Origin of the sequence: Hallella faecis (assembly GCF_018789675.1) — a bacterium.
Taxonomy (GTDB): domain Bacteria; phylum Bacteroidota; class Bacteroidia; order Bacteroidales; family Bacteroidaceae; genus Prevotella; species Prevotella faecis.
This window is the reverse complement of sequence record NZ_JAHKBE010000014.1, coordinates 1-23597: the sequence shown is the minus strand read 5'-3', so window position 1 is coordinate 23597 and position 23597 is coordinate 1. Positions and strand designations below refer to the sequence as shown.

Annotated in this window: 14 protein-coding genes; 12 read left to right on the top strand and 2 right to left on the bottom strand. The window is 55.5% G+C overall.

Annotated features, from left to right (window positions below; translation table 11 throughout):
- Window positions 1-173: 173 nt before the first annotated feature.
- From folP to KM934_RS05060, 7 genes are all read left to right on the top strand, one after another.
- The gene (folP, locus tag KM934_RS05090) at window positions 174-977 is read left to right on the top strand and encodes a dihydropteroate synthase (RefSeq protein ID WP_215759545.1); all 804 of its coding nucleotides are present in this window, start codon (window positions 174-176) and stop codon (window positions 975-977) included.
- A complete protein-coding gene (gene cdaA / locus KM934_RS05085; RefSeq protein WP_215759544.1) occupies window positions 956-1732 on the top strand; it encodes a diadenylate cyclase CdaA in 777 nt (258 codons plus the stop codon). Before folP ends, cdaA begins: the two co-directional genes overlap by 22 nt.
- A 61-nt stretch (window positions 1733-1793) precedes the next feature.
- Window positions 1794-2840, top strand: coding sequence for a phosphate acetyltransferase (pta, locus tag KM934_RS05080; RefSeq protein WP_215759543.1), 1047 nt, complete (start codon window positions 1794-1796; stop codon window positions 2838-2840).
- Window positions 2841-2971: 131 nt separating this feature from the next.
- Window positions 2972-4180 carry an acetate kinase gene (locus KM934_RS05075; protein WP_215759542.1) on the top strand — a complete coding sequence of 403 codons (1209 nt, stop codon included), beginning with the start codon at window positions 2972-2974 and terminating at the stop codon, window positions 4178-4180.
- A gap of 680 nt (window positions 4181-4860) precedes the next feature.
- Window positions 4861-6219 (top strand): glycoside hydrolase family 28 protein, encoded by a 1359-nt coding sequence (locus KM934_RS05070; RefSeq protein WP_215759541.1) that lies wholly within the window; start codon window positions 4861-4863, stop codon window positions 6217-6219.
- Window positions 6220-6269: 50 nt separating this feature from the next.
- The gene (locus tag KM934_RS05065; protein WP_215759540.1) at window positions 6270-9278 is read left to right on the top strand and encodes a SusC/RagA family TonB-linked outer membrane protein; all 3009 of its coding nucleotides are present in this window, start codon (window positions 6270-6272) and stop codon (window positions 9276-9278) included.
- A gap of 28 nt (window positions 9279-9306) precedes the next feature.
- The gene (locus KM934_RS05060) at window positions 9307-10923 is read left to right on the top strand and encodes a RagB/SusD family nutrient uptake outer membrane protein (RefSeq protein ID WP_215759539.1); all 1617 of its coding nucleotides are present in this window, start codon (window positions 9307-9309) and stop codon (window positions 10921-10923) included.
- A 65-nt stretch (window positions 10924-10988) separates the two neighbouring features.
- Here KM934_RS05060 and KM934_RS05055 read toward each other — a convergent pair whose 3' ends face one another.
- Window positions 10989-11201: a hypothetical protein gene (locus tag KM934_RS05055; RefSeq protein ID WP_215759538.1), complete on the bottom strand. Its 213-nt coding sequence runs from the start codon at window positions 11199-11201 to the stop codon at window positions 10989-10991.
- Here KM934_RS05055 and KM934_RS05050 point away from each other — a divergent pair.
- Window positions 11200-13752 carry a GH92 family glycosyl hydrolase gene (locus KM934_RS05050; RefSeq protein WP_252344902.1) on the top strand — a complete coding sequence of 851 codons (2553 nt, stop codon included), beginning with the start codon at window positions 11200-11202 and terminating at the stop codon, window positions 13750-13752. The genes KM934_RS05055 and KM934_RS05050 overlap by 2 nt on opposite strands.
- Window positions 13749-17186 (top strand): GH92 family glycosyl hydrolase, encoded by a 3438-nt coding sequence (locus KM934_RS05045; protein ID WP_215759537.1) that lies wholly within the window; start codon window positions 13749-13751, stop codon window positions 17184-17186. Before KM934_RS05050 ends, KM934_RS05045 begins: the two co-directional genes overlap by 4 nt.
- 498 nt (window positions 17187-17684) lie before the next feature.
- Here the strand turns inward: KM934_RS05045 and KM934_RS05040 are convergent, their stop codons facing one another.
- On the bottom strand, window positions 17685-18398 hold the full coding sequence (locus KM934_RS05040; RefSeq protein WP_215759536.1) for a Bax inhibitor-1/YccA family protein: 714 nt from the start codon (window positions 18396-18398) through the stop codon (window positions 17685-17687).
- Between the two features lie 133 nt (window positions 18399-18531).
- Between KM934_RS05040 and KM934_RS05035 the strand changes: the two genes are divergently transcribed.
- The 3 genes from KM934_RS05035 (at window position 18532) to KM934_RS05025 (ending at window position 23323) form a co-directional block, all read left to right on the top strand.
- Window positions 18532-18702, top strand: a complete 171-nt coding sequence (locus KM934_RS05035; protein WP_215759535.1) for a hypothetical protein — start codon at window positions 18532-18534, stop codon at window positions 18700-18702.
- A gap of 1176 nt (window positions 18703-19878) precedes the next feature.
- The gene (locus KM934_RS05030; protein WP_215759534.1) at window positions 19879-22770 is read left to right on the top strand and encodes a hypothetical protein; all 2892 of its coding nucleotides are present in this window, start codon (window positions 19879-19881) and stop codon (window positions 22768-22770) included.
- An 82-nt stretch (window positions 22771-22852) separates the two neighbouring features.
- Window positions 22853-23323, top strand: a complete 471-nt coding sequence (locus KM934_RS05025; RefSeq protein WP_215759533.1) for a hypothetical protein — start codon at window positions 22853-22855, stop codon at window positions 23321-23323.
- The last annotated feature ends 274 nt before the right edge of the window (window positions 23324-23597 follow it).

The following is a 23597-nucleotide window of genomic DNA, read 5'->3' as shown; positions in this document are numbered from 1 at the left end:
TTTAGGTATTGCGATATAGGTAGTGACGTTTGCTAAAAATACATATTGTGGAGGCGCGGACTGTGAAAGACTGCCGTTAAAAAGCCTCATGCGGAATATCTGGTGCAAAGATATGGAAAAATCCGCAAAATGAATTTGATTTTCCAATTAATATTATTATTTTTGCCACGAATATGGATTATACACTGAATATCCGCGGCCGCTTGTTGTCGTTGGAGACTCCTTTAGTGATGGGAATCCTGAATGTGACTCCCGATTCTTTTTACGCCGGCAGCCGTGCCATGAGCGACGAGGCCATAGCCCAACGCGCCCAGACACTTGTCGGGGAAGGTGCCGCCATCATTGATATTGGCGGGTGTTCCACCCGGCCGGGAGGCACCCTTGCCACCGAGGCGGAGGAGACCGACCGTGTGCGTCGGGCCTTGGAGATTGTGAAAGCCGCCACCCCCGCCGCCATCGTTTCCATCGACACATTCCGCGCTTCCGTGGCCCGCATGGCCATCAATGAGTTTGGCGCTGACATCATCAATGACGTGTCGGGCGGCGAGGATCCAGAAATGTTCCCCCTTACAGCCTCTACAGGCACTCCCTATATCCTCATGTCGCAGCAGCCCACGTTGCGCGACGTGCTCGTTGAGTTTGCCGCTCGCGTGCAGCAGCTCCGCGCCTTGCATCAGAAAGACATCATCCTCGACCCGGGCTTCGGCTTCGGAAAGACGCGCCCTGGCAACTTCCGCATCCTCGACGAGATGGACAAGCTGCAAGTGCTTGGGCTGCCAGTGTTGGCCGCCATGTCGCGAAAGCGCATGGTTTTTGAGACGTTAGAGAGCACTCCCGCCGAGTCGCTCAATGGCACCACCGTAGTGAACACGATGGCCTTGATGCGTGGCGCGTCGATCATTCGCGTGCACGACGTGAGGCCGGCGGTTGAAGCTGTGAAAATCTACAACGCATTATGTTCTTCGAATTTGGCATAAAAGACATCATCGACATCGTCCTTGTCGCTTTGATGCTCTACTACATCTACCGCTTGATGAAGGAGAGCCGTTCGCTCAATGTCTTCATCGGCATCATGGTGTTTGTCCTGGTGTGGCTCTTTGTGTCGCAGGTGCTGGAAATGCGACTGCTTGGAAGCATCATGGACAAGCTCGTCAGTGTGGGTGTGATAGGTCTCATTGTGCTCTTCAAGGAGGAAATTCGAAAGTTTTTATACCAGCTCGGCGCCCACCAGCGCGTGAAGAACATCATGCAATTCTTCTCGTCTAAGAAAAGCAAGAGTCCCGAAGAGGACAAGGCCACCATCATGCCCATTGTGTGGGCCTGCATGGATATGGCTCGCGGAAAGATCGGCGCGCTCATCGTCATTGAGCGCGCCACCCCTCTCGACGACATCGTTCAGACCGGCGAGCTTATCGGCGCCAACGTGAACAAGTTGCTCATCGAGAACATATTCTTCAAGAACTCACCCCTCCACGATGGCGCCATGGTCATCTCGCAGAAGCGTATCAAGGCCGCAGGCTGCATCTTGCCCGTGAGCCACGCCATGGACATCCCCAAGGAATTGGGCTTGCGCCACCGTGCCGCACTGGGCATTGCCCAAGACAGCGACGCCATTGCCATCATCGTCTCAGAGGAGACGGGCCGCATCAGCGTGGCCATCAAGGGCCAGTTCCGCCTGCGCCTGTCGGCCGAGGAGCTCGAGGGCATCCTGGCCAAGGAGATGACGGGCTGAACGGCCTGCCCCAACCCTATATGAAAAACGACACATTTTAATCGATTAAAATACACAACTTATGAGTTTATTAGAGCAAATTGTTGCGCGCGCCAAAGCCGACAAGCAACGTATTGTACTTCCTGAAGCAGAGGAAGAACGCACCCTGAAAGCAGCCGACAAGGTGCTGGCCGACGATCTGGCCGACCTGATTCTCATCGGCGACCCCGCAAACATCAAGAAGGAAGCCGAGCAGTGGGGCCTCACCCACATCGACAAGGCTACCATCATCGACCCGCTCCACTGCGAGAAGACCGAGGAGTATGCCACCCTGCTCGCCGAGCTTCGCAAGAAGAAGGGCATGACCTTGGAGCAGGCTCGTGAGCTGGTTACCAAGAACAACCTCTATCTGGGTTGCATGATCATCAAGACAGGCGACGCCGACGGACAGATCTCTGGCGCCCTCTCTACCACTGGCGACACCCTTCGCCCCGCCCTTCAGATTATTAAGTGCGCCCCGGGCATCACCTGTGTGTCGGGTGCCATGCTGCTCATCACCAACCAGAAGGAGTATGGTGAGGACGGCGTAGTGGTGATGGGCGACGTAGCCGTCACTCCCAACCCCACAGCCGACCAGATGGCCCAGATCGCTTACACCACCGCCCAGACCGCCCAGAGCGTGGCAGGCTTCGCCGAGCCTCGCGTGGCCATGCTGAGCTTCTCTACCAAGGGCTCTGCCAAGGACGCCAAGGACAAGGAGACTGGCAAGAGCGTTTACATCATCGACAAGGTGGTTGAGGCCACACAGATTGCCAAGGAGAAGTATCCTGAGCTGAAGGTTGATGGTGAGATGCAGGCCGACGCTGCCCTCGTGCCCTCAGTGGCCGCCAAGAAGGCTCCGGGTTCCGACATCGCCGGAAAGGCCAATGTGCTCATCGCTCCTTGCTTGGAGGTGGGCAACATCGGTTACAAGTTGGTGCAGCGCCTCGGTGGCGCCACAGCTATCGGTCCCGTGCTGCAGGGTATTGCCCGCCCCGTCAACGACCTGAGCCGCGGTTGCTCAGTCGACGACATCTATTACATGGTGGCCATTACCAGCTGCCAGGCACAAGACGCGAAGAAGTGTTGAACGTGGAGTGTGGAATGACGAGTGGCTTGCTTCGACTCCATAGGGCATAACCCATTCGCCATTGTCTCATGAATCGCATGTTCCATTTTCAACATTCATCATTTAACAATTAACATTCAACATTATAGAAAATGAAGATTTTAGTATTGAACTGCGGTAGCAGCAGCATCAAGTATAAGCTCTACGACATGGACGGTGAGAAGGTTCTCGCCCAGGGTGGTGTGGAACGCATTGGCCTCGACGAGGCTTTCATCAAGGTGAAGTTGGCCGACGGCTCCAAGAAGCAGATCATGGCCGACCTTCCTACCCACAAGGAGGGTGTGCAGCTCGTGTTCAAGTGCCTGCTCGATCCTGAGCTCGGCGCCATCAAGAGCCTCGATGAGATTGGAGCCGTGGGCCACCGTGTGGTGCAGGGCGGCGACCTCTTCGAGAAGAGTTGCATCGTTACTCCCGAGGTGGAGAATGGCATCGAGAGCCTCATCGACCTGGCTCCCGTGCACAACAAGGGCCACTTGGCAGGCTTGAAGGCCGTCGACGAGCTCATGCCCAACGTGCCTCAGGTAACCGTTTTCGACAATGCTTTCCATAGCACCATGCCCGACTACGCTTACCTCTACGCCATTCCCTACGAGTGGTACTCCAAGTATCACGTGCGTCGTTATGGCTTCCACGGCACCAGCCACCGCTACGTATCGCAGCGCGTGTGCGAGTTCCTGGGCGTTGACATCAAGACCCAGAAGATCATCACCTGCCACATCGGCAACGGTGCCTCAGTGGCTGCCGTGAAGTATGGTAAGGTCATCGACACCTCAATGGGTCTCACCCCGTTGGCCGGTTTGATGATGGGCTCACGCTCGGGCGACATCGACCCGTCGGCTGTGACCTACATGATGCAGAAGAGCGGCATGACTCCGCAGGAAATGTCTGAGTATCTCAACAAAAAGAGCGGTGTGCTCGGCGTGGCTGGCATCTCAAGCGACATGCGCGACAACGAGAACGCCGACAACGAGGGCAACAAGCTGGCTCACCTGGCCCTGCAGATGTACAACTATCGCATCAAGAAATACATTGGCGCATACGCCGCAGCCATGAATGGTGTCGACATCATCGTGTGGACAGCCGGTGTGGGCGAGAACCAAGAGGGTGTGCGTTGGGACAGCTGCGCCGACATGGAGTATCTCGGTGTGAAGATGGATCGCGAGCGCAACCACTGCCGTGGCGTGGAGCAGGTGCTCTCTGCCGACGACTCTAAGGTGAAGGTGGTGATGATCCCCACCGACGAGGAGATTGTCATCGCACGCGATACGCTGGCATTGGTTACCGGCAAGGAGTTCGACTAATACGCTTCGACACATAATCATATATGAAGCCATCCAGGTTGTCCTGGGTGGCTTTTTATGTATCGCCGGATGATCCTTTTTGTTTCCGTCAAGCTTATGTTTTTCTTGTTGGCGTGAGGCGTGGATGCGTCGCTTGTCTTGATTTTTGGTCCAAAAGTTTGTCGACAATTTCGGGTGAGTTAGCGGGCAAAACTGCCGTTTTTTCCCGATTGGAGCGGCAAATTGGAGCGATGCGTTTGCGAAAGGCCATCTTTCGAGTTGCGAAACATGCCTAACCGAGCCACCGTTAGCCGTCTTTCGCACTGCCGATGGGCGTCTTTCGCACCTCGATTAGGCATGTTTTATCGTGTGAAATGTTAAATGGGGAGTGTTGAATGTGATGTGTAAGTTGTAACCGGCTGAATGTTAGCTGTTTATAAAAGTATGCTAAGAATTGCGTATTTGCGCTCAACATTTCTTTCGTTCAAAAGAACAGTGTAGTTTTTAGTATAGATTGTTGGATGTTTTTTGAGTTCGATGGCCTCCTCATAGCTTGTGCAATATGCAAGCAGTAGAGTACCGAAGGGTTGACGTATGTTAGCGCTGAAACAACTTTTTAATGTGCTTTTAAAGAAAAAAAGTGTTTTTGACATGGTTTTGTAACATTTTTAATATATATTTGCACACATAAAACCAACTCGATGAAACGAACCTTAATATTATTGCTTTTATGCTTGCTTGCTGTGCTGAACCTTTCAGCTCAAACACCTATATATAATGTCACGGCTTATGGTGCCTGCGGCGATGGTAAGACCAACGACGCGGCGGCCATCCAGCGCGCCATCGACCAGTGTTGTGCCGATGGAGGAGGCCAGGTGTATTTTCCCAGGAACCACACTTTCTTGGCAGGCCCCATTGAGCTGAAATCGAACGTCGAACTGGTGCTCGACGCCACGGCCACACTCAAGGCCCATCCCGACGAGAGTCTTTACCGCCTCAGCGCCTTCGGCAAAAACGAGGGCGAGGGCATGCTCTGGCTCTGGGCCAAGAATTGCCGCAACCTCTCTTTCTCGGGCAGGGGAACCATTGATGGCAACGGAGTGGCTTTCATGGGTGCTGAGCTCAGCGACTCCTACGAGCTGAAACCCGTTACCACGTTCGATCCGCGTCCCCATGTGCTCACGCTTTACGGCTGCAAGCAGGTCAACCTGCGCGACATCACCGTTCGCGAGGGAGCCTATTGGACCGTGCATTTCGTGGGATGCGACGATGTGGTGGTCGACGGCGTCAACCTGCTCAACAACCTGAAGATACGCAATGGCGACGGCATCGACATCGACCATTCGCGCAATGTGCGCATCTCCAACTGCCATATTACCTCGGGCGACGACTGCATCTGCCTGAAAAACCGACGCGAGTTTGCCGAGTATGGCTCCTGCCACAACATCACCGTCACCAACTGCACCATGACTTCGCGCTCGTGCGCCGTGAAGATTGGGTCGGAGAACATGGACTCTATATATAATGTGACCATCGCCAACTGCATCATCAGCGCCAGCAACCGAGGCCTGGGCATACAGAACCGCGATGAGGGAACCATCACCGACGTGTCGTTCTCCAACATCATCATGGACTGCCGCCTGTGGTCCGACGTGTGGTGGGGCAAGGCCGAACCCATCTACGTCACCTCCTATCCGCGTGCCGACGGCAACAACAAGGATGCCAACTGGCGGTTCCCCAAGGGGCAGACCCATGGCCGCTCGGGCGAGGTGAGCCGCATTTTCTTCACCGACATATTCGCCACCTCCGAGAATGGATGCTTCATCGGCGGCGACACCGACACGAAGGTCAACAACATTACGCTCAACCGCGTGCGCCTCAACCTGCGCCCGCAGACCCATTACAAGGGCGGCGTGTACGACAAGCGCCCCTGCCGCGACGAGGGATTCGTGCGCGACAAGGTGTATGGCCTCTATGTGGAGAAGGCCTCCGCCGTAACCGTCGACGGCCTCACCGTGCAAGCGGCGCCTGGCATCGACTACGGAGGCGAACGCAATTGAGCCACTATAAAAACTATCACACATTTTATAAACTAATCAACTGAACGCTTATGAAAAAAGGTAAGAAACAATTGAAGGTTAGATTGCAGCGCCCGTTGCTATCAGCCGCTTTGTTGCTTTGCGGAGCCACGGCCATGGCACAAGGTCTTAGGACAGGTGTCATCACCGATGCCAATGGCGAACCGCTCGTTGGCGTGAGTGTCTTGGAACAAGGCACCCAAAACGGAACCACGACCGACGCCAATGGTCGTTACCGTCTGACAACCACAAAGGCCAACGCCAAGTTGCGCGTGTCCTACACGGGCTATGAGGCACAAATCATCAGTCCCGGACAGAATGCCCAGATGAAGGAGTCGAACGAAACGCTCAACGAGCTGGTGGTTGTGGGTTACGGCACCATGCGCCGTAAGGATGTCACTTCATCGATTACCACGGTCAATGCCAAGGACCTCAATCAGGGCGTGTTCACCGACCCCGCACAGATGTTGCAGGGCAAGGTGCCCGGACTCTTTGTTACCTCTACCGGCGACCCCAACGGATCACCCAGCATCTCGCTGCGTGGTGCCTCATCGCTCCGCTCGGGCGAGGCCATGCAGCCCTACTATGTCATCGACGGCATTCCCGGTGTGGACATCTCCATGGTGGCCCCCGACGACATCGAGTCGATCGATGTGCTGCGCGACGCCACAGCCACCGCCATCTATGGTTCGAAGGCCGCCAATGGTGTCATCATCATCACCACGAAGAAAGGAAAGGCTGGACGTACCAACGTCAGCTATAACGGATATGTAGGCTTCGACCGCGTGGCCAAGACGCTCGACATGATGAGTGCCAGCGGCCTCAAGGCCCTGAGCCAGGAAACGGGTGTTGCCGTCGACGACAACGGTGGCGATGTGGATTGGCAGAAGGAAGTGCTCCGCACGGGTGTCAGCCACAACCACAACCTCAGCATCAACGGTGGCAACGACAAGACCAAGTATATGGCCAGCGTTAGTTACCACAACCGCCAGGGTGTGGTCAAGGGCAGCGACATGAGCCGCCTGAACGTGCGCTCGTTGCTGAGCACATCGGTGCTCAAGGACCATCTCGACCTCTCTGTGGGTGCCAACATGATGTATGGCGAGTATGCCGGTGTGGCCATGGACAACGAGGGCGCATCGGTCATGGATGCCATGAACTATTTCTCACCCCTCAATCCCGTAGATTGGGCCGGTAAGGACAAGAACTACAACCCCTTGCGCATGATCGACGAGGACACCAGCGAGAACTCTTGGAAGCGCCAGCAGTTCACCGCCAAGGCCACTCTCCACATCATCGATGGCCTCGACCTCAACGCCAACTACTCGTATGGCAACCGTCAGCGCACATCAAGCAGCTACCACTCAACCCTGTCGGAGATCACCGCAGGCCAGCACGGACAGGCCAACCGCAACACCTACATGGGACACGAGAGCACCTTTGAGACATACGCCAACTTCAGCCACACCTTTAATAAGGTGCATAGCCTCTCGCTCATGGCCGGTTACTCGTGGGAGGAGCGTGTGGGCAACGATGGCTTCGGACTGACCGTTCACAATTTCTTCGACGATTATGTGAAGTGGAACAACCTCACTTACGCCAGCATCATCGACGGCATTTCAGGCGTGTCGAGCGGTGTGAAGGAAACGGTTCGCAACATTTCGTTCTATGGCCGTGTCAACTATTCGTATAATGGTCGCTATATGCTCCAGGCCACCGTCCGTCGCGACGGTTCATCGGTGTTTGGCAGCAACAACCGTTGGGGTACCTTCCCTTCAGTTAGCGCCGCATGGAACATCACCGAGGAGCCCTTCATGAAGAATCAGAACCTGTTCTCCAACTTGAAGCTGCGTGTGGGTTACGGTGTTAGTGGTAACGCACTGGGATTTGGTGCTTACACAGCGTTGGCTACTTATACAGGAATAGGTTACTTCGATTATGTCACTTCAGATGGCCAAACGAATACTTACCGAACGCTCTATTTCTCCAAGAACCCCAACCCCGACCTGAAGTGGGAGTCGACGGGCATGTTCAACATCGGTCTCGATTACGCCTTCCTCAATGGCCGCATCAACGGAACCATCGAGTTCTACAACAAGAAGACCTGGGATCTCATTTGGAACTATCCGGTCTATTCAGGAACCATTTCTTATGGACAATTAGACGCCAACGTGGGTGAGATTACCAACCGCGGTGTGGAGTTCACCATCAACGCCGATGTTATCCAGACAAAGGACTTCCGTTGGAACACCTCGCTCAACCTCTCGCACAACATGAACCGTGTGGACAAGCTCTCCAACGAGATCTATCACACCGACAGGTTCACGCAGGGCGACCCCATGGTGGCTGGTGTGTCTAACAATGGTTACACACAGCGTATCCTCGAGGGCGAGCCTCTCGGAACGTTCTACACGTTTGAGTTTGCTGGCTTCAACGACCTCGGACAGTCTACCTACTATGTCCACGACGAGAATGGCGCCCGCACAGGCGAGGTTACGACCGCTCCCGACGACAGTCGCGACCGTGTTATCACGGGCAATGCACAGCCCAAGCTCAACCTCGGATGGAACAACACCGTGAGCTACAAGAACTGGTACCTCACCGCTTTCTTCACCGGTGTGTTTGGCAATAAGATCTACGATGGCACACGCGCCAGCTACATGGCCGCCTCTAACCTGGCTTCTGCCAGCGGCACCAAGAACGTGCTTGCCGACTTTGCCACAGAGCAGGTGGTGAAACTCAGCGATGGCAGCAAGGTGATCAACACCAGCCCCAACTATCCCTCTGACCGATGGATCGAAAACGGCAGCTACCTCCGCTTGAAGACCTTGTCGCTCGGCTACACCTTCCGCAACTGCTTCGACGGTTGGATCAACAGCGCCACGCTCTATTTCACGGCCAACAATGTCTTTACCATCACCAGTTACAAGGGCCTCGACCCAGAGGTCAACATGGGTGGTCTCTCACCTGGAGTGGACTATCGTTGGAGCGTTTATCCCCACACACGCACTTACATGATTGGTGTGAAAGTAAACTTTTAAGTTTTAAACCATAAAAAAGACTTTCAATATGAAAAAAAGCATATTGTTCATCTGTGCGGCCAGCATGTTGGGATTGACCACGGGCTGCACGGACCTGGATGTCAAGGTTGACTCCATGTACACGGAGTATCCGTCTTCCGAAATAGCGCAGGAAGCCAAGTTGTCCAATATCTATTTCCAGTTGTTGGGCACCTATGGGCGTCGTTACATGGAAGCCCAGGCCTTGGCAAGCGATGAATGGGTTAGCATCAGCTTCGACGGCGACTATTACGACTCGGGTACATACGCCCACGCGTGCCAGCACAACTTCTCGCCCGACGATGCATCTATCGGTTGGTATGAGGATGTGGCATCAGGTATCACCAAGGCCAACGAGGCCATCCGCGACATGGGTGGCAACAGCGGTGGCGCTGGTGTGGCTTCGGCCCGTGCCATCCGCGCCTTCTTCCACTTCATCCTGATGGATAGCTATGGCGATGTGCCTATCGTCGACTCAGTGGCCAGCCTGACTGACCAGATCCAACGACAGCCGCGCGCAGAGGTGGCACGTTTCATTGCCAACGAGTTGGAGAGCGTCATCCCCAATCTGACCACAAACGTAACAGCCAACACTTACGGTAAGCCGACCCGCTGGATGGCTGAGGCTTTGCTCGCCAAGCTCTATCTCAACTGGCCGGTCTATACGGCTGCCAGTGTCGACGCTTACGATGCTGCCAGCTATTCCAACGATAAGTTGAACCGCGTGGTGGAGCTGTGCGACGATATCATCCAGAGTGGCAAGTTCGATCTCACCGATTCGTACCTCTCAAAGTTCTACCCCAACAACGGTCCGCAGATCAAGGACTTCATCTACGCCATGCCTTACGATGCCATTAAGCAAACGGGCATGCAGTATGGCCGCCCCCGCACATGGCGTAAGGCCAACGACGCTGGTGGCAGCTACTATGGCACCAAGCTCTCGAAGTCGGTTGGTGGCAACTTCTCCATCACGCCGGAGATGTCGGATCTGCTCATGGGCCTGAGCCAGGACGACCGCCAAGGACACGTTCTCGCGGGAACCATCTACGTTTACGATCCTGTCACTTACCAGAAGACCTCTGCGCCTTGGAAGTACAAGGACCACACCATCACCTTGTCAAAGACCATCACGCTGAAGGAGAATGGAGAGGATGAGCTTAATGTGGGCAACGACGAGAACGGTTACAACCAAGGCTACAAGTCGGTGAAGTGGATCGTTTCGGACGCCGACTTCAAGAATGGACGTAACCAAGGCAACGACGTGCCTATCTTCCGTTTCGCCGACATCATCCTGATGAAGGCTGAGGCCATCACCCGCGGTGCCACGGCTACCAACGGCGACACGCCCCAGAGCCTGTTCAACCAGATCCGTTCGTATGTGCACGCTCCCCAGATCGACCACAACCCATCGCTCGAGGAGATTTATAAGGAGCGCGGACGTGAGTTCTTCGACGAGAACTGGCGTCGTAACGACATGATCCGTTTCGGTCATTTCGAGGACGAGTATGGCTTCCACAAGAGAAGCTACAAGAACGCTTCCTTCGACAAGACCCGCCGTGTGTTCCCCATCCCGACTTCTGTCTTGAACAAGACCGGTTGGAGCCAGAACGCCGGTTATAACCACTAATAGATGAAGTCTCCCTCTGATCGGGACGCCACACCTTAGGCCGTGGCGTCCCATCAGTGGGAGATTTATGCTTTTTTAGAAGCCTTTTCCATGGGCAGCTCTGACACCAGCCATTGCTTTCCCTGACCTTTTCCATGGGCTGCTCTGACATCAGCCATTGCCTTCCCTGACCTTTTCCATGGGCTGCTCTGACACCAGCCATCGCTTTCCCGGAGTTTTGGTCGTGGCTTTGCGTGGATGCTTCTTCGTTTTATAGTATTGCTTTTCTTTGTTTTCATGATGCGCACACTGCTCTTACTGATCCTCTTTTTGACGCAAATGCCGGTTTGGGCCGATCATCGAGACTTGGCCGGTTGGGTCGATCCCCGCATAGGAAGCGTGGGGTTGGGCCGTACGTTTGTGGGACCGTCCATGCCTTTTGGCATGGTGAAGCCGGGCCCCGATTGCCTGTCGATGCCCAACGCCGGATGGGCGCCCATGCCCGAACCCGTGAAAGGGTTCTCGCAGACACACGTCAGCGGCACCGGAGGCGGACAAAAGTATGGCAACGTGCTCATCCAACCCATTCGGCTTACCGACACCCCCACCCATACGCCCCTGCTGATGCCCAACAACCGTGTGTGGAATCAGCCCGTTTACGTCCAGCGGCGCACGGCCGAAGACTTCTCGCTGGGCTATTACCGTTGCTCGTTCAGCAACGGAATCACGACCGAAATAACCACCTCTGAGCGCTGTGCCCTCTATCGCCTGCGCCATGCCGATGGCCTTTTTGTCGATGTGGCCTCATTCCTTGGCATGGATTCCATCCCCAACAAGCGTGAGGCGCAGCAGTTTGTGGGATCCTCCATCCACCTTGTCAACGCCCATGAGCTGAGGGGCCACACCACCGTTCGCGGTGGATGGAACAACGGCGGGCCCTACACCGTTTACTTCTGCCTGCGGAGTGAGGTGCCCTTCGCCGCGACGGAGGTCCATGATAGCTTGTCGGCCAAGCTCCTTTTCCGCACCCATCCTATCTCCATGGCTCCCGATTCGGTGGTGTTGGTCAAGGTGGGTGTGTCGTATGTGTCGGAACTTCAGGCCCAGCGCAATGTGTGTGGCAACGACTTCGACACCCAGCTCGACACCCTTCGCGCCACATGGTCGGCCTTGTTGGGGCGCGTGCCTTACCTGGGAACGCCCAAGGAGCGGCGCATGTTCTACACAGCCCTTTACCACACCCTTCTCATGCCCATCGACAAGACAGGTGAGGAACCGGCCGCTTACCGTCGCCCGATGGCGTCGACGGCGTTGTGGGCCGACCGCCAACTGCCCTATTACGACGATTATTATGCCCTCTGGGACACCTACCGCACGTCGTTCCCGCTGCTCATGGAGTACTATCCCGAGCGTGCCACCGACATGGTCAACGCCCTGCTCAACATCTATCTCCACGAGGGCTACATGCCCGACGCGCGCAGTGGCGATTGCAATGGGCGCACGCAGGGAGGATCGCATGGCGAGGTAGTGATGGCCGAGGCTTTCGCACGCGGCCTGAAAGGCGTCGATTATGAGTTGGCGTTGCAAGCCATGCTGAAAGATGCCGAGGTGCCACCCGCCGACCATGAGAAGGAGGGGCGTGGCGGACTCGAAGAGTATAACCGACTGGGGTACATTCCCTATGGCATTCCACGCGCCGGAACACGAACCGTGGAGTATAGCTACGACGATTGGTGCATCGCGCAGGTGGCGTGTGGCTTGGGCCGCGACGACCTCTACCGGAAATATCTCCAACGATCACGCAACTGGCGCAACCTGTGGCGCGCCGACTACGAATGGCAGGGCATGCGCGGCTTTATCATGCCACGCGACGCCAACGGGCAGTGGCTCGACTCGGTGGTGTGGGGCCAATCGGCCGTTTACCATCCCACCATCGCCTATCGCCCCGACACCAAGGTGGCGCCCTGGTACATTCCCTGGTGGAACACGTTCTTCTATGAGGCGCTGTCTGCCGAATACTCGCTCAGCGTGCCTCACGACGTGCCCGGACTGGTAGAGCTCTGCGGTGGCGACTCGGCCTTCCGCCGCCGTCTCGACATCTTTTTTGAACAGGGACATTACAACGTGGCCAACGAGCCTTCGTTTCTCACGCCTTACCTCTACCATTACATCGGACGGCCCGACCTCAGCGCCCAGCGCGTGAGCCAGATCGTGCGCGACAACTACTCTGACGCGCCCGACGGACTGCCCGGCAACGATGATGGCGGAGCCATGTCGTCGTGGCTCGTGTGGGCCCTTCTGGGCCGCTATCCCGTGGCGGGGCAGGCCACGTGGCTCCACATACCGCCCGTGCGCATCCCTGAGGAGGCGAAGGCCGCACCCACGGCTCACCTGTCGCCCTCGCAAAAGGCGTATCCCATGCCTGGTGGCAACCCCATGCTAACCGCCCGCTTCGTGCTCAATCGGCAGTATCGCAACTGGCCGTTGGCGTGGACCTTGGAGACCGACACGCTTCGCATGGTGTGTCATGGAAACGAGTATCGCATACCGTTGTCGGTGGTCGAGGGAGCCGACGCGTTTTGTTGGGACAGTCCGCAATGGACGGGACGCAGCTACGCCTGCCGTGGCACCTTCCTCTTCATCTCACGCGCGGCCCTTCGGCAGTTGCTGCGTCGCCATCGGTTTGTTTACGACGGACTGACGTGGCGCGAGGTGGAACGGCGGAAAGGGGTCGTGCACGTGCGAGCCGATGTGGATGGCACGGAGATGTGGATAGCCACCGACAGGCCACTGCCCTTCGTAATCAAGATGATGAATAACAAATTAGGAATAGACTGGACATTGGAATGAAGAAAACACTATTGACTTGTGCGCTGTTCTTCATGGCGCTCTTCGCCACCGCCCAACCCACTTGGGAGCAGTTGGGGGGTGTTTACTATGCTTATCCCGAACGGTCGGGCGCCGATTTCCGTATGCCCGAGGGGTTTCAGCCGTTCTACATCAGCCATTACGGCCGTCATGGGTCGCGCTGGCTAACGAGCGACAGTCGCTACGAGTGGGTGAACAGTCAGTTTGCCGACAAGCGAAACCTCACGCCGCTGGGACGCGAGGTGGCCAAACGGTTGCGCAAGATATGGCGTAACGCGAAGGGAAACGGTGGAAAGCTCACACCGTTGGGCGCCAGACAGCACAGTGGCATTGCCTACCGCATGGCGCAAGCCTACCCGTCGGTGTTTGCCAACAGGCCCGTCGTGAGGGCCTGCAGCAGCACGTCGGATCGCTGCCGAAAGAGTATGGAGGCGGCTTTCCGCACCTTCCTGGCGCTCCCCAATGGCTTCCTGGTGGTCTGTAAGACCGATTCGGCTGACATGGCGTGGATAGCCTACAACTCGCCCGAGGAGCAACGGCTTACGGCGGCTACCAAGGTGGTGGCCCGTGTTACGCCCGACCGATTCCTGAAGGCGCTGTTTCGAGACCCAGCCAAGGTGGCCGATGGGCTCCATCTCATGAGCGAACTCTTCACCATTGCCACCGATATGCAAGATGTGGAAATGCCCATCGGTTTCCAGGATGTGTTCACACGTCAGGAGGCTGAGGCGTTCTACGAGCAAAACAACCGTCGGATGTGGATATGCAATGGTCCTTGCGCCTTGAACAACGGCATTCCGGCGAGGAGCGCCATCGGCCTGTGGCAACACATCAAGGCCGATGCCGACTCGGCCATTGCCCACGGACAGCGTGGCGCCGACCTGCGCTTTGGCCACGACACCAACCTCTACCGCCTGCTCACGCTGCTCAAGCTGAGCGGTGCGAAAAACCGGCCGGCCGACGGTGTGGACCGCATGGATAGCGTTGTTCCCATGGCGGCCAACCTGCAAATGGTGTTTATGAGGAGCCAAAAGGAACCGGGTGTCTTCGTGGCGTTCCTCCACAATGAGCGCCCGGTGTATGCCGTGGGCTGCCCGTCGGTGAGCGCCAGTGACTACGTCTATGCGTGGGACTCGGTGAAGGTGTTCATGAACCGGCGCTTGGCGGAGTTGGAACGCTTGCGCATGTTGTCGGAAATCAACACCCTGGTGGGTACCGACCAAGCCGTTACGCGATCGAAAGGCATCTACGGCAAGGGATCGGAGGAGCACGGACAGACGCTGCCGGCTGTGCTGGTGCCCCACGGACAAAACTTCTGGACACCGCAAACGCGTGCCACAGAGCGCAAATGTGTGGCGCCATATTATTATCCCGACAGTTTGTTGCAGGGCATTCGCTGCAGTCATTGGTTGGTGGGCGGATGCACGCAGGACTATGGGTCGTTTACCATCACGGCGCAGGGCGAGGGCCCAGTGCGCCTGGGGGTGGAGGAGGGCGCCACGCCCTTCGACCATGCCGATGAGCTGAGCCATCCCCATTACTATGGCGTCCGACTGCCGCGTGAGCGTCTGCGCGTCGAACTGACGGCCTTGTCGCACGCGGCTTTGCTGCGCATCACGCCCGAGGTGGATGGCGAGGTGCACATCGTGGTGCGACCCAATAGCGACGAGCGTGAGGGTACGGTGCTACTCGATACCTTGCGCCAGCGTGTCTACGCTTCCAATCCGGTTCACCGCATCTACCAAGGGTGGGGCGAAGGGGCTGGTTTCGCCGGGCACCTGTCGTTGGAATATACCGATCCTCTCGTGCGTTCGGGTGTCAACGACTCGGTGGTTTGGCTCACCTTTCAGGGCAAGGCCCACCAACCCATCGTGCTGACCGCAGCCACTTCGTTCACCAGTAGGGAGCAGGCCGACCACAACCGCATGGCCGAGACCAATGGCCTCGACTTCGGAGGAATGATGGTTGCCAACGCCAATCGGTGGGACAAGCGCTTCGCGATGGTCGACGCCGCCGATGCCGACACGGCCAAGGTGAGGCAGTTTTATGGTGCGCTTTACCGCGCGAGTTTCCTTCCGCGCGAGTTTAGCGATGTGGCCAATGCCCAAGGCATGCGCCTTTGTCCCCGCTTTGCCGATGGCAGGGTGGAGGCCAATGAGCCACAGACGATGTATATGGACTTCAGCATGTGGGACATCTACCGCGCTGAGATGCCGCTTCTCTTGCTGATGGACACTACGCTGACGGCCAACATGATGCAGAGTCTCTGCCGAATGTATCGGGCGGGCGGATGGATGCCCATCTTCCCTTGTTGGAACGCGTACACGGCGGCGATGATAGGCGACCATGCGGCGGCGGTGTTGGCCGATGCGGCGGTGAAGGGGGTGAGGGGATTCGACCTTCCTACGGCCTACGAGGGGGTGCGAAAGAACGCCTTTGACACGCCGGCGGACCTTGCCGTTTATCGCGATGGCATGGGCCGCCGTGCGCTGACCAGTTATCTGCGCTATGGCTATGTGCCGTTGGAGGATAGTGTGCCCGATGCTTTTCACACACGCGAGCAGGTGAGCCGCACACTGGAATATGCCTACGACGACTTCTGTGCGGCGCAACTGGCCAAACTCGTGGGGAACGAGGCCGACGCCAAACGGCTCATGGAGCGGTCGCACAACTGGCAGCATGTGTTCAATCCCATAACCCGATGGGCCGATGGGTGCCATGCGCCCAAACGTGGCAAGAAGGCTGGCGGTGCCTTTCTCGGCAACACCGACTTGCTGGGCCGGGTGCCGTTTGTTACCGAGGGGGCGGTGGCCCACTATTCGTTTTATGTGCCCCACGATGTTTACGGACTGATGGAGGCTATGGGAGGACGCGACAGTTTGTCGGCTCGCCTCGACCGTCTGTTCGACCTTCGCCCTACGGCCACGGGCCAATGGGCGACGGGGCGCATGGCTTATTGGCATGGCAACGAGCCGTGCCACCACATTGCCTACCTGTACGCCTGGACGGGGGAGCCGTGGAAGACGCAACTTCTCGTGCACGACATCTTGCAAACTGAGTATCTCGATGAGCCTGGGGGATTGTCGGGCAACGACGATGCTGGGCAGATGAGCGCCTGGCAGGTGTTTGGCATGATGGGCTTTTATCCCGTTTGCCCCGCCACACCTTATTACATCATAGGGTCGCCATCGGTCAGCCGTGTCAGGCTGGGGCGTTTTGAAATGGTGGCGGAGGGCGTGACCGACAAGAATATATTCGTTCAGTCGGCCACATGGAATGGGCAGCCTTACAACCGCGCTTATATCACCCACAACATGATAGCGCATGGCGGACGACTCGTGCTCACCATGGGAAGCAAGCCCAACAAGGAGTGGGGGAGTGGCACCGCATCGCTGCCGCCCAACACCGCGCACTAATGCACCGCAAGAAACCCCACGTCGGTCATTAGATTGGGGTTAAAATCTAATGACGATATGGGCTAAACCGAAACGGGAAGACGATTAGGAACTAATGACCGACGTGGGCTAAAGCGTGACAAAGAAAAATGGATCATCCGACATTTGGAGTGAAAAATAACACACGTTAGTATTTACGCTCAGACGCGGTAACAACGAATTGAACGAATTAGCGAATTGATATAATCGTTTTACGATTACCAATTTGAACGAATTTAGCTAACGCAATTTGGAAAAAATCGAAAATTCGAAAAATTCGTTGTTACGCCGTCTGAGGCTAAATTAACTATTCGTTGTGAAAGCCGTCTGAGGCCAGAGCTATTAGATGTGATGCGCACTTCAAATCACTTCAAATGTCGGATGAGCCAGAAAAAATGCCAGACCGTCAATCGATGTTGACAGTCTGGCATTTTTCAATATGCGTCTTTGTTGGGTTTTACCAGTTTCGGCGCTATGGTTTTAGCGCTCCTTGCCAAAGATTCTCAGCAGATAAAGGAAGAGGTTGATGAAGTCGAGGTAGAGCGACAGGGCGCCCATGAGCGCCATCTTCTGCGCTGTCTCGCCCATGTCGGTCTGCATGGCGAGCATCTGCTTGATCTTCTGAGAGTCCCAAGCGGTGAGTCCCACGAAGATCACTACGCCAGCATAGCTCAGCATGAGGTCGAGCATGCTGTTGTGGAGAAACAGGTTGACCACCGTGGCAAGGATGAGGCCGATGAGCGCCATGAAGAGAATGCCACCCAACTTGGATAGGTCGCGCTTCGTGGAGTAGCCGTAGAGGGCCGTTGCGGCGAAGGTGCCTGCGGTGATGAAGAACACACTGGCAATGGAGGTCAGCGTGTAGGCCAGGAAGATGGCCGACAGCGTGACGCCATTGATGGCTGAGTAGAGGATAAACAGTGTGGTGGCTGTGGTAAGCGACAGGTGGTTGATGCGTGCCGTGGTGTAGAACACCAGGCCCAGCTCGGCGAACAGCAGGATCCAAATGGCTGCGCGGTTCATGTAGATGAGCTGAAGCAATGCAGGACTGGTGGCCACGCCGTAGGCGCAGATGCCCGTGATGGCCAGAGCCAACGTCATCCATACATATACTTTACGCATCAGGGCGGGGAAGGCACTGCTCAGCGCTCCCTCTTGTCTGCGAACGATTTTCTCAAATTCTTGTATTTCCATGTCTTTTGGGTTTTGTGATTATTTGTAATTTGCAAATTTATGGCTTTACCTCATCAAAAGCAAGAACCGTGCCATTTTTTAATGTTTTTTGTGTTCTTATACAGTTCTTGTAACTGCTCTGCACCCTATAATCATGAGCAATAACGATTTGCAGCAAATACGTAATTCTTCTGACTCCTATTACATCTATGGCAGTTACACGCTCCGCCATGTGTCGGGATCGTCGCGTGTGTGGTGTGAGCGCCTCAAGGTCATCACCCTTCCTCGCCACCTGGTGGTCAACGCCAACGCCCCTCGCCCATAGGGCGCCACCTCCCATCACGGCTGTTCCCAACGCATCTCCATGTTGCCTTTCGCCTCCATGCGTTCCGAAAAACGGTAACAATCTATAGCCAAATCTACACGTTTCTTTTCCACGACGCAAACATTTGCTGCAAATACGCCATTCTCGGCGTATTTTTGTAATCGCCTAACAATCAGTGTGTTGTGCTGTTTCTTTGTATTCTGCAGCTCCACATTCAGCATTTTGTATTGCCGTTAGGCATCTTTCGCCCCTCGAAACATGCCTAACCCCGCTGCGAAACCTTCCCAATCGAGGCACGGTTAGCCATCTTTCGCAACTCGATACATGCCCAACGCCAACCGCTGCTCTTATTTTCGCCATGTCCATCCCGCAAAAACGGCGTTTCCGCTCTCTGGTTCACGCAAAATCCCGACACAACTTTTTGACCATATTTTATAACAAAGCTTCTCCGCGGGAAATTTTCATTGGACCCGCTAAACGTTGTCGGTGTAGTGGAACTTTATAAGATCAGGTGAGAAGGAATAACATTCATGAAAAATGCGGAATGACAGAGGAAAATGAAAAAATGATAGTTGTTAGTAGCAATAGAAGAAAAAAACAATCTAATCGTTTTATTAAGCCATATTTTTTTAATACCTTAGCACCCGAATTGAATGACTGTTTAATGGTGCACGTATCCTATGAACGAGGTGCTCTGAAGCCTTATCTATTGATGAAACCTTTTTCGTGACACTGTTTCTACCGCCAAATGTTCTATTGCAACACGACTGTAAATGAAACAAATATTATTCTTTATAATTGCATTAGTGGGATTGCTGTCTTGCACTGGGCAGCAATCTACAAACAAGATTTTGGGGCATGCCGATAGCATGCTTAATTCAAATGATGATTCTTGTTTGGCAGTGACGAGTTTATTGGATGGCCAACGACAGAATCGTCTTTGGAAAAAGCGGTGTCAAACATTTCCTTACTTACAAATAAGTTCTCGTTTGTTAGTTGGGAAAACGACAGGTTTAGGAAACAGGGCCTTTCCGTCAATCGCAATATGTTGGAACCCCTGTTCAACAAGCACCAAATGCGAATGAACATCTACCTAACCAAGGAATTTGAGCGATTGGCCTATGTGACCCGCAAGCATCATGAAATAATGGTATTGGAGAAAACCTAATGAACAATATGAAACACATCATTTTCCTCATCCTTCTTTTTGGGAGTTGCAGCAACCTCTTCGGTCAGGCCAAGTTGGACCAGCTTCGCCAGAAGTTGCTGAGGGCTCCCGTCCAGGAGAAGGTGTACCTGCACCTCGACAACCAGTGCTATTTCGTTGGCGACACGCTGTGGTACAAGGCCTACGTGACGCGCGCCGACAACCTCCGTCCCACCAACCTGAGCCGCATCCTTTATGTTGAGCTCGTCTCCTCCGACGGTCTTGTTGTGGAGCGGCAGACGGTCGACGTCACCCCCACTGCCGACGGCTACGCGTGCGGCAGCTTCGCCCTGAAGGACTCCCTCTACTCCGGCTACTACGAGGTGCGCGCCTACACCCGGTGGATGCTCAACTTTGCCGTGACCGAGCACCCCTACAGCCGCAAGGACTGGGAGCAGTTCTACAACCGCCAGATGGCCAAGGACTTCTTCCGCGAGTACGGCACAGTGTACTCGCGCGTGGTCGCCGTCTACTCCAAGCCCGCTTCGGCCGGCGACTATGGCGTGAAGGACATGGTGCCCCGCCCCAAGCAGCGCGCCGACGCCATCGCCCCGCCCAGGCTCACGGTGGCGTTCTACCCCGAGGGCGGCAACCTCATAGCGGGGTGCAGGGCGCGCGTCGCCTTCGAGGCCACCAACCAGTTGGGCGAGTGCGTTGCGGTGAGGGGGCGCGTCAACGGCAAGGCGGTCAGGACCACCCACATGGGCCGCGGCGCCTTCGAGGTGGACGTGCCGGACCACGGCGCCCTGACGGCCGACTTCGAGTGGAACGGCGCCCATTACTCTTTCGACCTTCCCGAGATCAGGAAGCGGGGAGTGTCGCTCCGGCTGAAGGGCAACACGGTGCGCGCCAAGCTGGTGGGCGACACCCAAAGGCTCTACGCCATGGCGGTCCTGTGCCGTGGCGCGCTGAAAGTGTTCAAGCCGCTGGCGTTCAAGGCGAACGGCGAGTGTGTGGAGACGGTCGACGCCAGCCGCCTCCCCACGGGCGTCAACAACCTTGTGGTGTTCGACGAGGACGGCAACGTCGTGGCCGACCGCCTGTTCTTCGTCAACCACCACGACTACGACGACCCGAATGTGCGTGTCGGCGGGTTGGCAGACATCTACGACCCCTTCGAGAGGGGCGAGCTGTCTCTGCGCGCCACCCCAGGCGTGAGCTCGCTGTCGTTGTCCATCCGCGACGCCTCCACCGACGACCCCACCTACGACAGCGGCAACATCATGACCGACCTGCTGCTTTCGTCGGAGCTCAAGGGGTTTGTGGCCCATCCCGACTACTATTTTGAGAAAGACGACGCCGCGCACCGGCAGGCCCTCGACCTCTTGCTGCTGGTCCAGGGGTGGCGCCGGTACGACTTCAGGGAGATCGTCGCCGCCCAACCCCTCCGCTATCGGCCGGAGAAAGTGCAGACGGTGGAGGGCTGCGTGTACAAGAACGTCAGTTTTGATGAAGTGGAGCCCGAGGAGCCCCAATTCTGGCTACAGGGCATCTTTGGATGGACCCCAGCACGCTTGGAACAAGAATACAAGGAAAACAAGGAAAACAAGTCGGCCAGCAAGGATGACCAGGAACAATCGGTGGAATTTAACAACGTGGCCTCTTACCTGAGGGCGTTGGAGCGGATCGACTATGGTTCCGAAGCAAGTTCGGGCATGTCGATCGACGGAAAGGTGCCCATGGCGTCGACACCGTCTCACGTCGCCTCCCACGGGACTTCACAAGGATATAGCGACGACGCAGACCGTGACCGCGGCATGAACCGTGGCTGTTTGCGCCATGAGGTGATGTTCAACAGCGAGTTGGTGCTGGACCAAGAGATCTACGCGCTCGACACGCTCACCTTCCATGGTGGCAGGTTCTGCTTCGACGTCCCACCGTATTTCGGCGACGGAATTCTCTTTATGAGCGCCCACAAGAGCAACCTCAGCCAGAAAGCCTTGGACAGAATCGAGAGGAAAGGAGTGCTCGATGAGGAGAGATGGCCTGAGTATTACGTGAAGCGCGACCTCTTCTATCCCGTCTTCGCCAAGAAATACTCTTGGTACCAGACCCACCGCGCCCCCGTAAAAGGGCACGCTTGGGAAGAGGAGCTGGAGGCCGCCGACGACAGTCTGCCCAAGGTGGGCAAGACGCTCGGAAACGTGGAGGTCAGGGCGCGCAGGAGACGCGTCAAGCTCGGCATCGACTGGTCGAAGCCCGCATACGAGTACGACACCTACGAGCTCTACAACCTTGCCACCGACTACGGCCTGTCGTTTGGCAAGTTCAACGCCCGCCGTTTCCCCATCCAGCTGGGCATATTGCTGTTGGGCACCTATGGCTCGGAAAGGATGTTCAATGTGGACGCGCGAATGAACGACTATATGTTCTACCGCTCCTACAATCCCGTGAATTCCGATTCGCCTTACACCAAGGAGGCTATTCTGAAGATCGTGGCGAATCGAAGCAACTACGCTGTTTACAAAGACCTGTTCCTGAAACGCCAGTGGAAGACGCGCGTCTACACAGACTTCGAGTTGCGCAACGAGGACAAGCCGTTGGAGATGAGCATGAAGGCGGCCGACATCACCTTCGACTTTGTGACCCTTCCCGACGACGCCACCCGCCATTCGTTCCGCGACCGTCGCATCATCCTGCATGGCTTTACCGAGCCCAGGGAGTTCTACCAGCCTAACTACAAGGACAGGCCCCTGCCAGACACCAAGGACTACCGAAGGACGCTCTACTGGAATCCGAACGTGAAATGCGACAAAAACGGAGAGGCAACCATCAGGTTCTACAACAACGCCAAAACCACAAAGGTGAAACTCTCCGTCGCAGGATTATGCAAGAACGGAAAAATGATATACAATCCATAACCATAAACGATATGAAAAGACTAAAACCCAAAACCGTTAAACTTGAAAACCTTAGTGCCGTTTGAATATAAACCTAAACAGTATGAAGAAATTCAGATGGATTGACCTTGCATTAGTGCCATTCGGATTGTGTGTGTTGTTTCTGCTCTTGTTGGGTAAGCTTTTGGGGCTCACCTACAAGCAGATCTCTGTGGTTTTTAACCTGTGGGTGCAGGGAGCCGTCTTGGCATTGTCGGGGTTAGCTCCTTTTGGTATAGTCGTCTACAAGATGACGGAGTCGTTTTCGACAGGTTGGCTGGTTCTATCCTTCATTTTGGCGCTTTATGGTACGGCATACGTATTTGCTTTCATAATAATGGTGCAGCATTATCGTTTGCCATTTGATGATGCTTTTAATCGTTGTGTTTGGGATCTGCAAAAGGTGGCCCAAAAGTGGCATACAACCTATCAGATGGTAAATCTTATAATTTTCGTTGTTCTATTTTTGCTGCTTTTATCGTTAAACATTGCAGGAGGTTACCTGCTGTTAAGATACCCAGCTATGCTCTGGTAAACTAAAAAAGCCCCAAGCTTTTCTTCTTTTTACTTCCATTTTTCGTCTTTGGGTCTTGTTTTGATGCCTTTAGGGGGCGATTGTTGGCGCACACATTTTGCTCCAAGACCCCCTAATAATATAAGGTGGCAATGAGGTTAAAACGCTTGTTTTGTCAAACAATCCGAAAACTTCGCATAAAATCCTCATTTTTTTCTTCAAAAGTTTGGAGGGGATCTAAAAAAGCTATACCTTTGCACTCGCTTTTCAGGAACACCGCCACGGTGACACACTG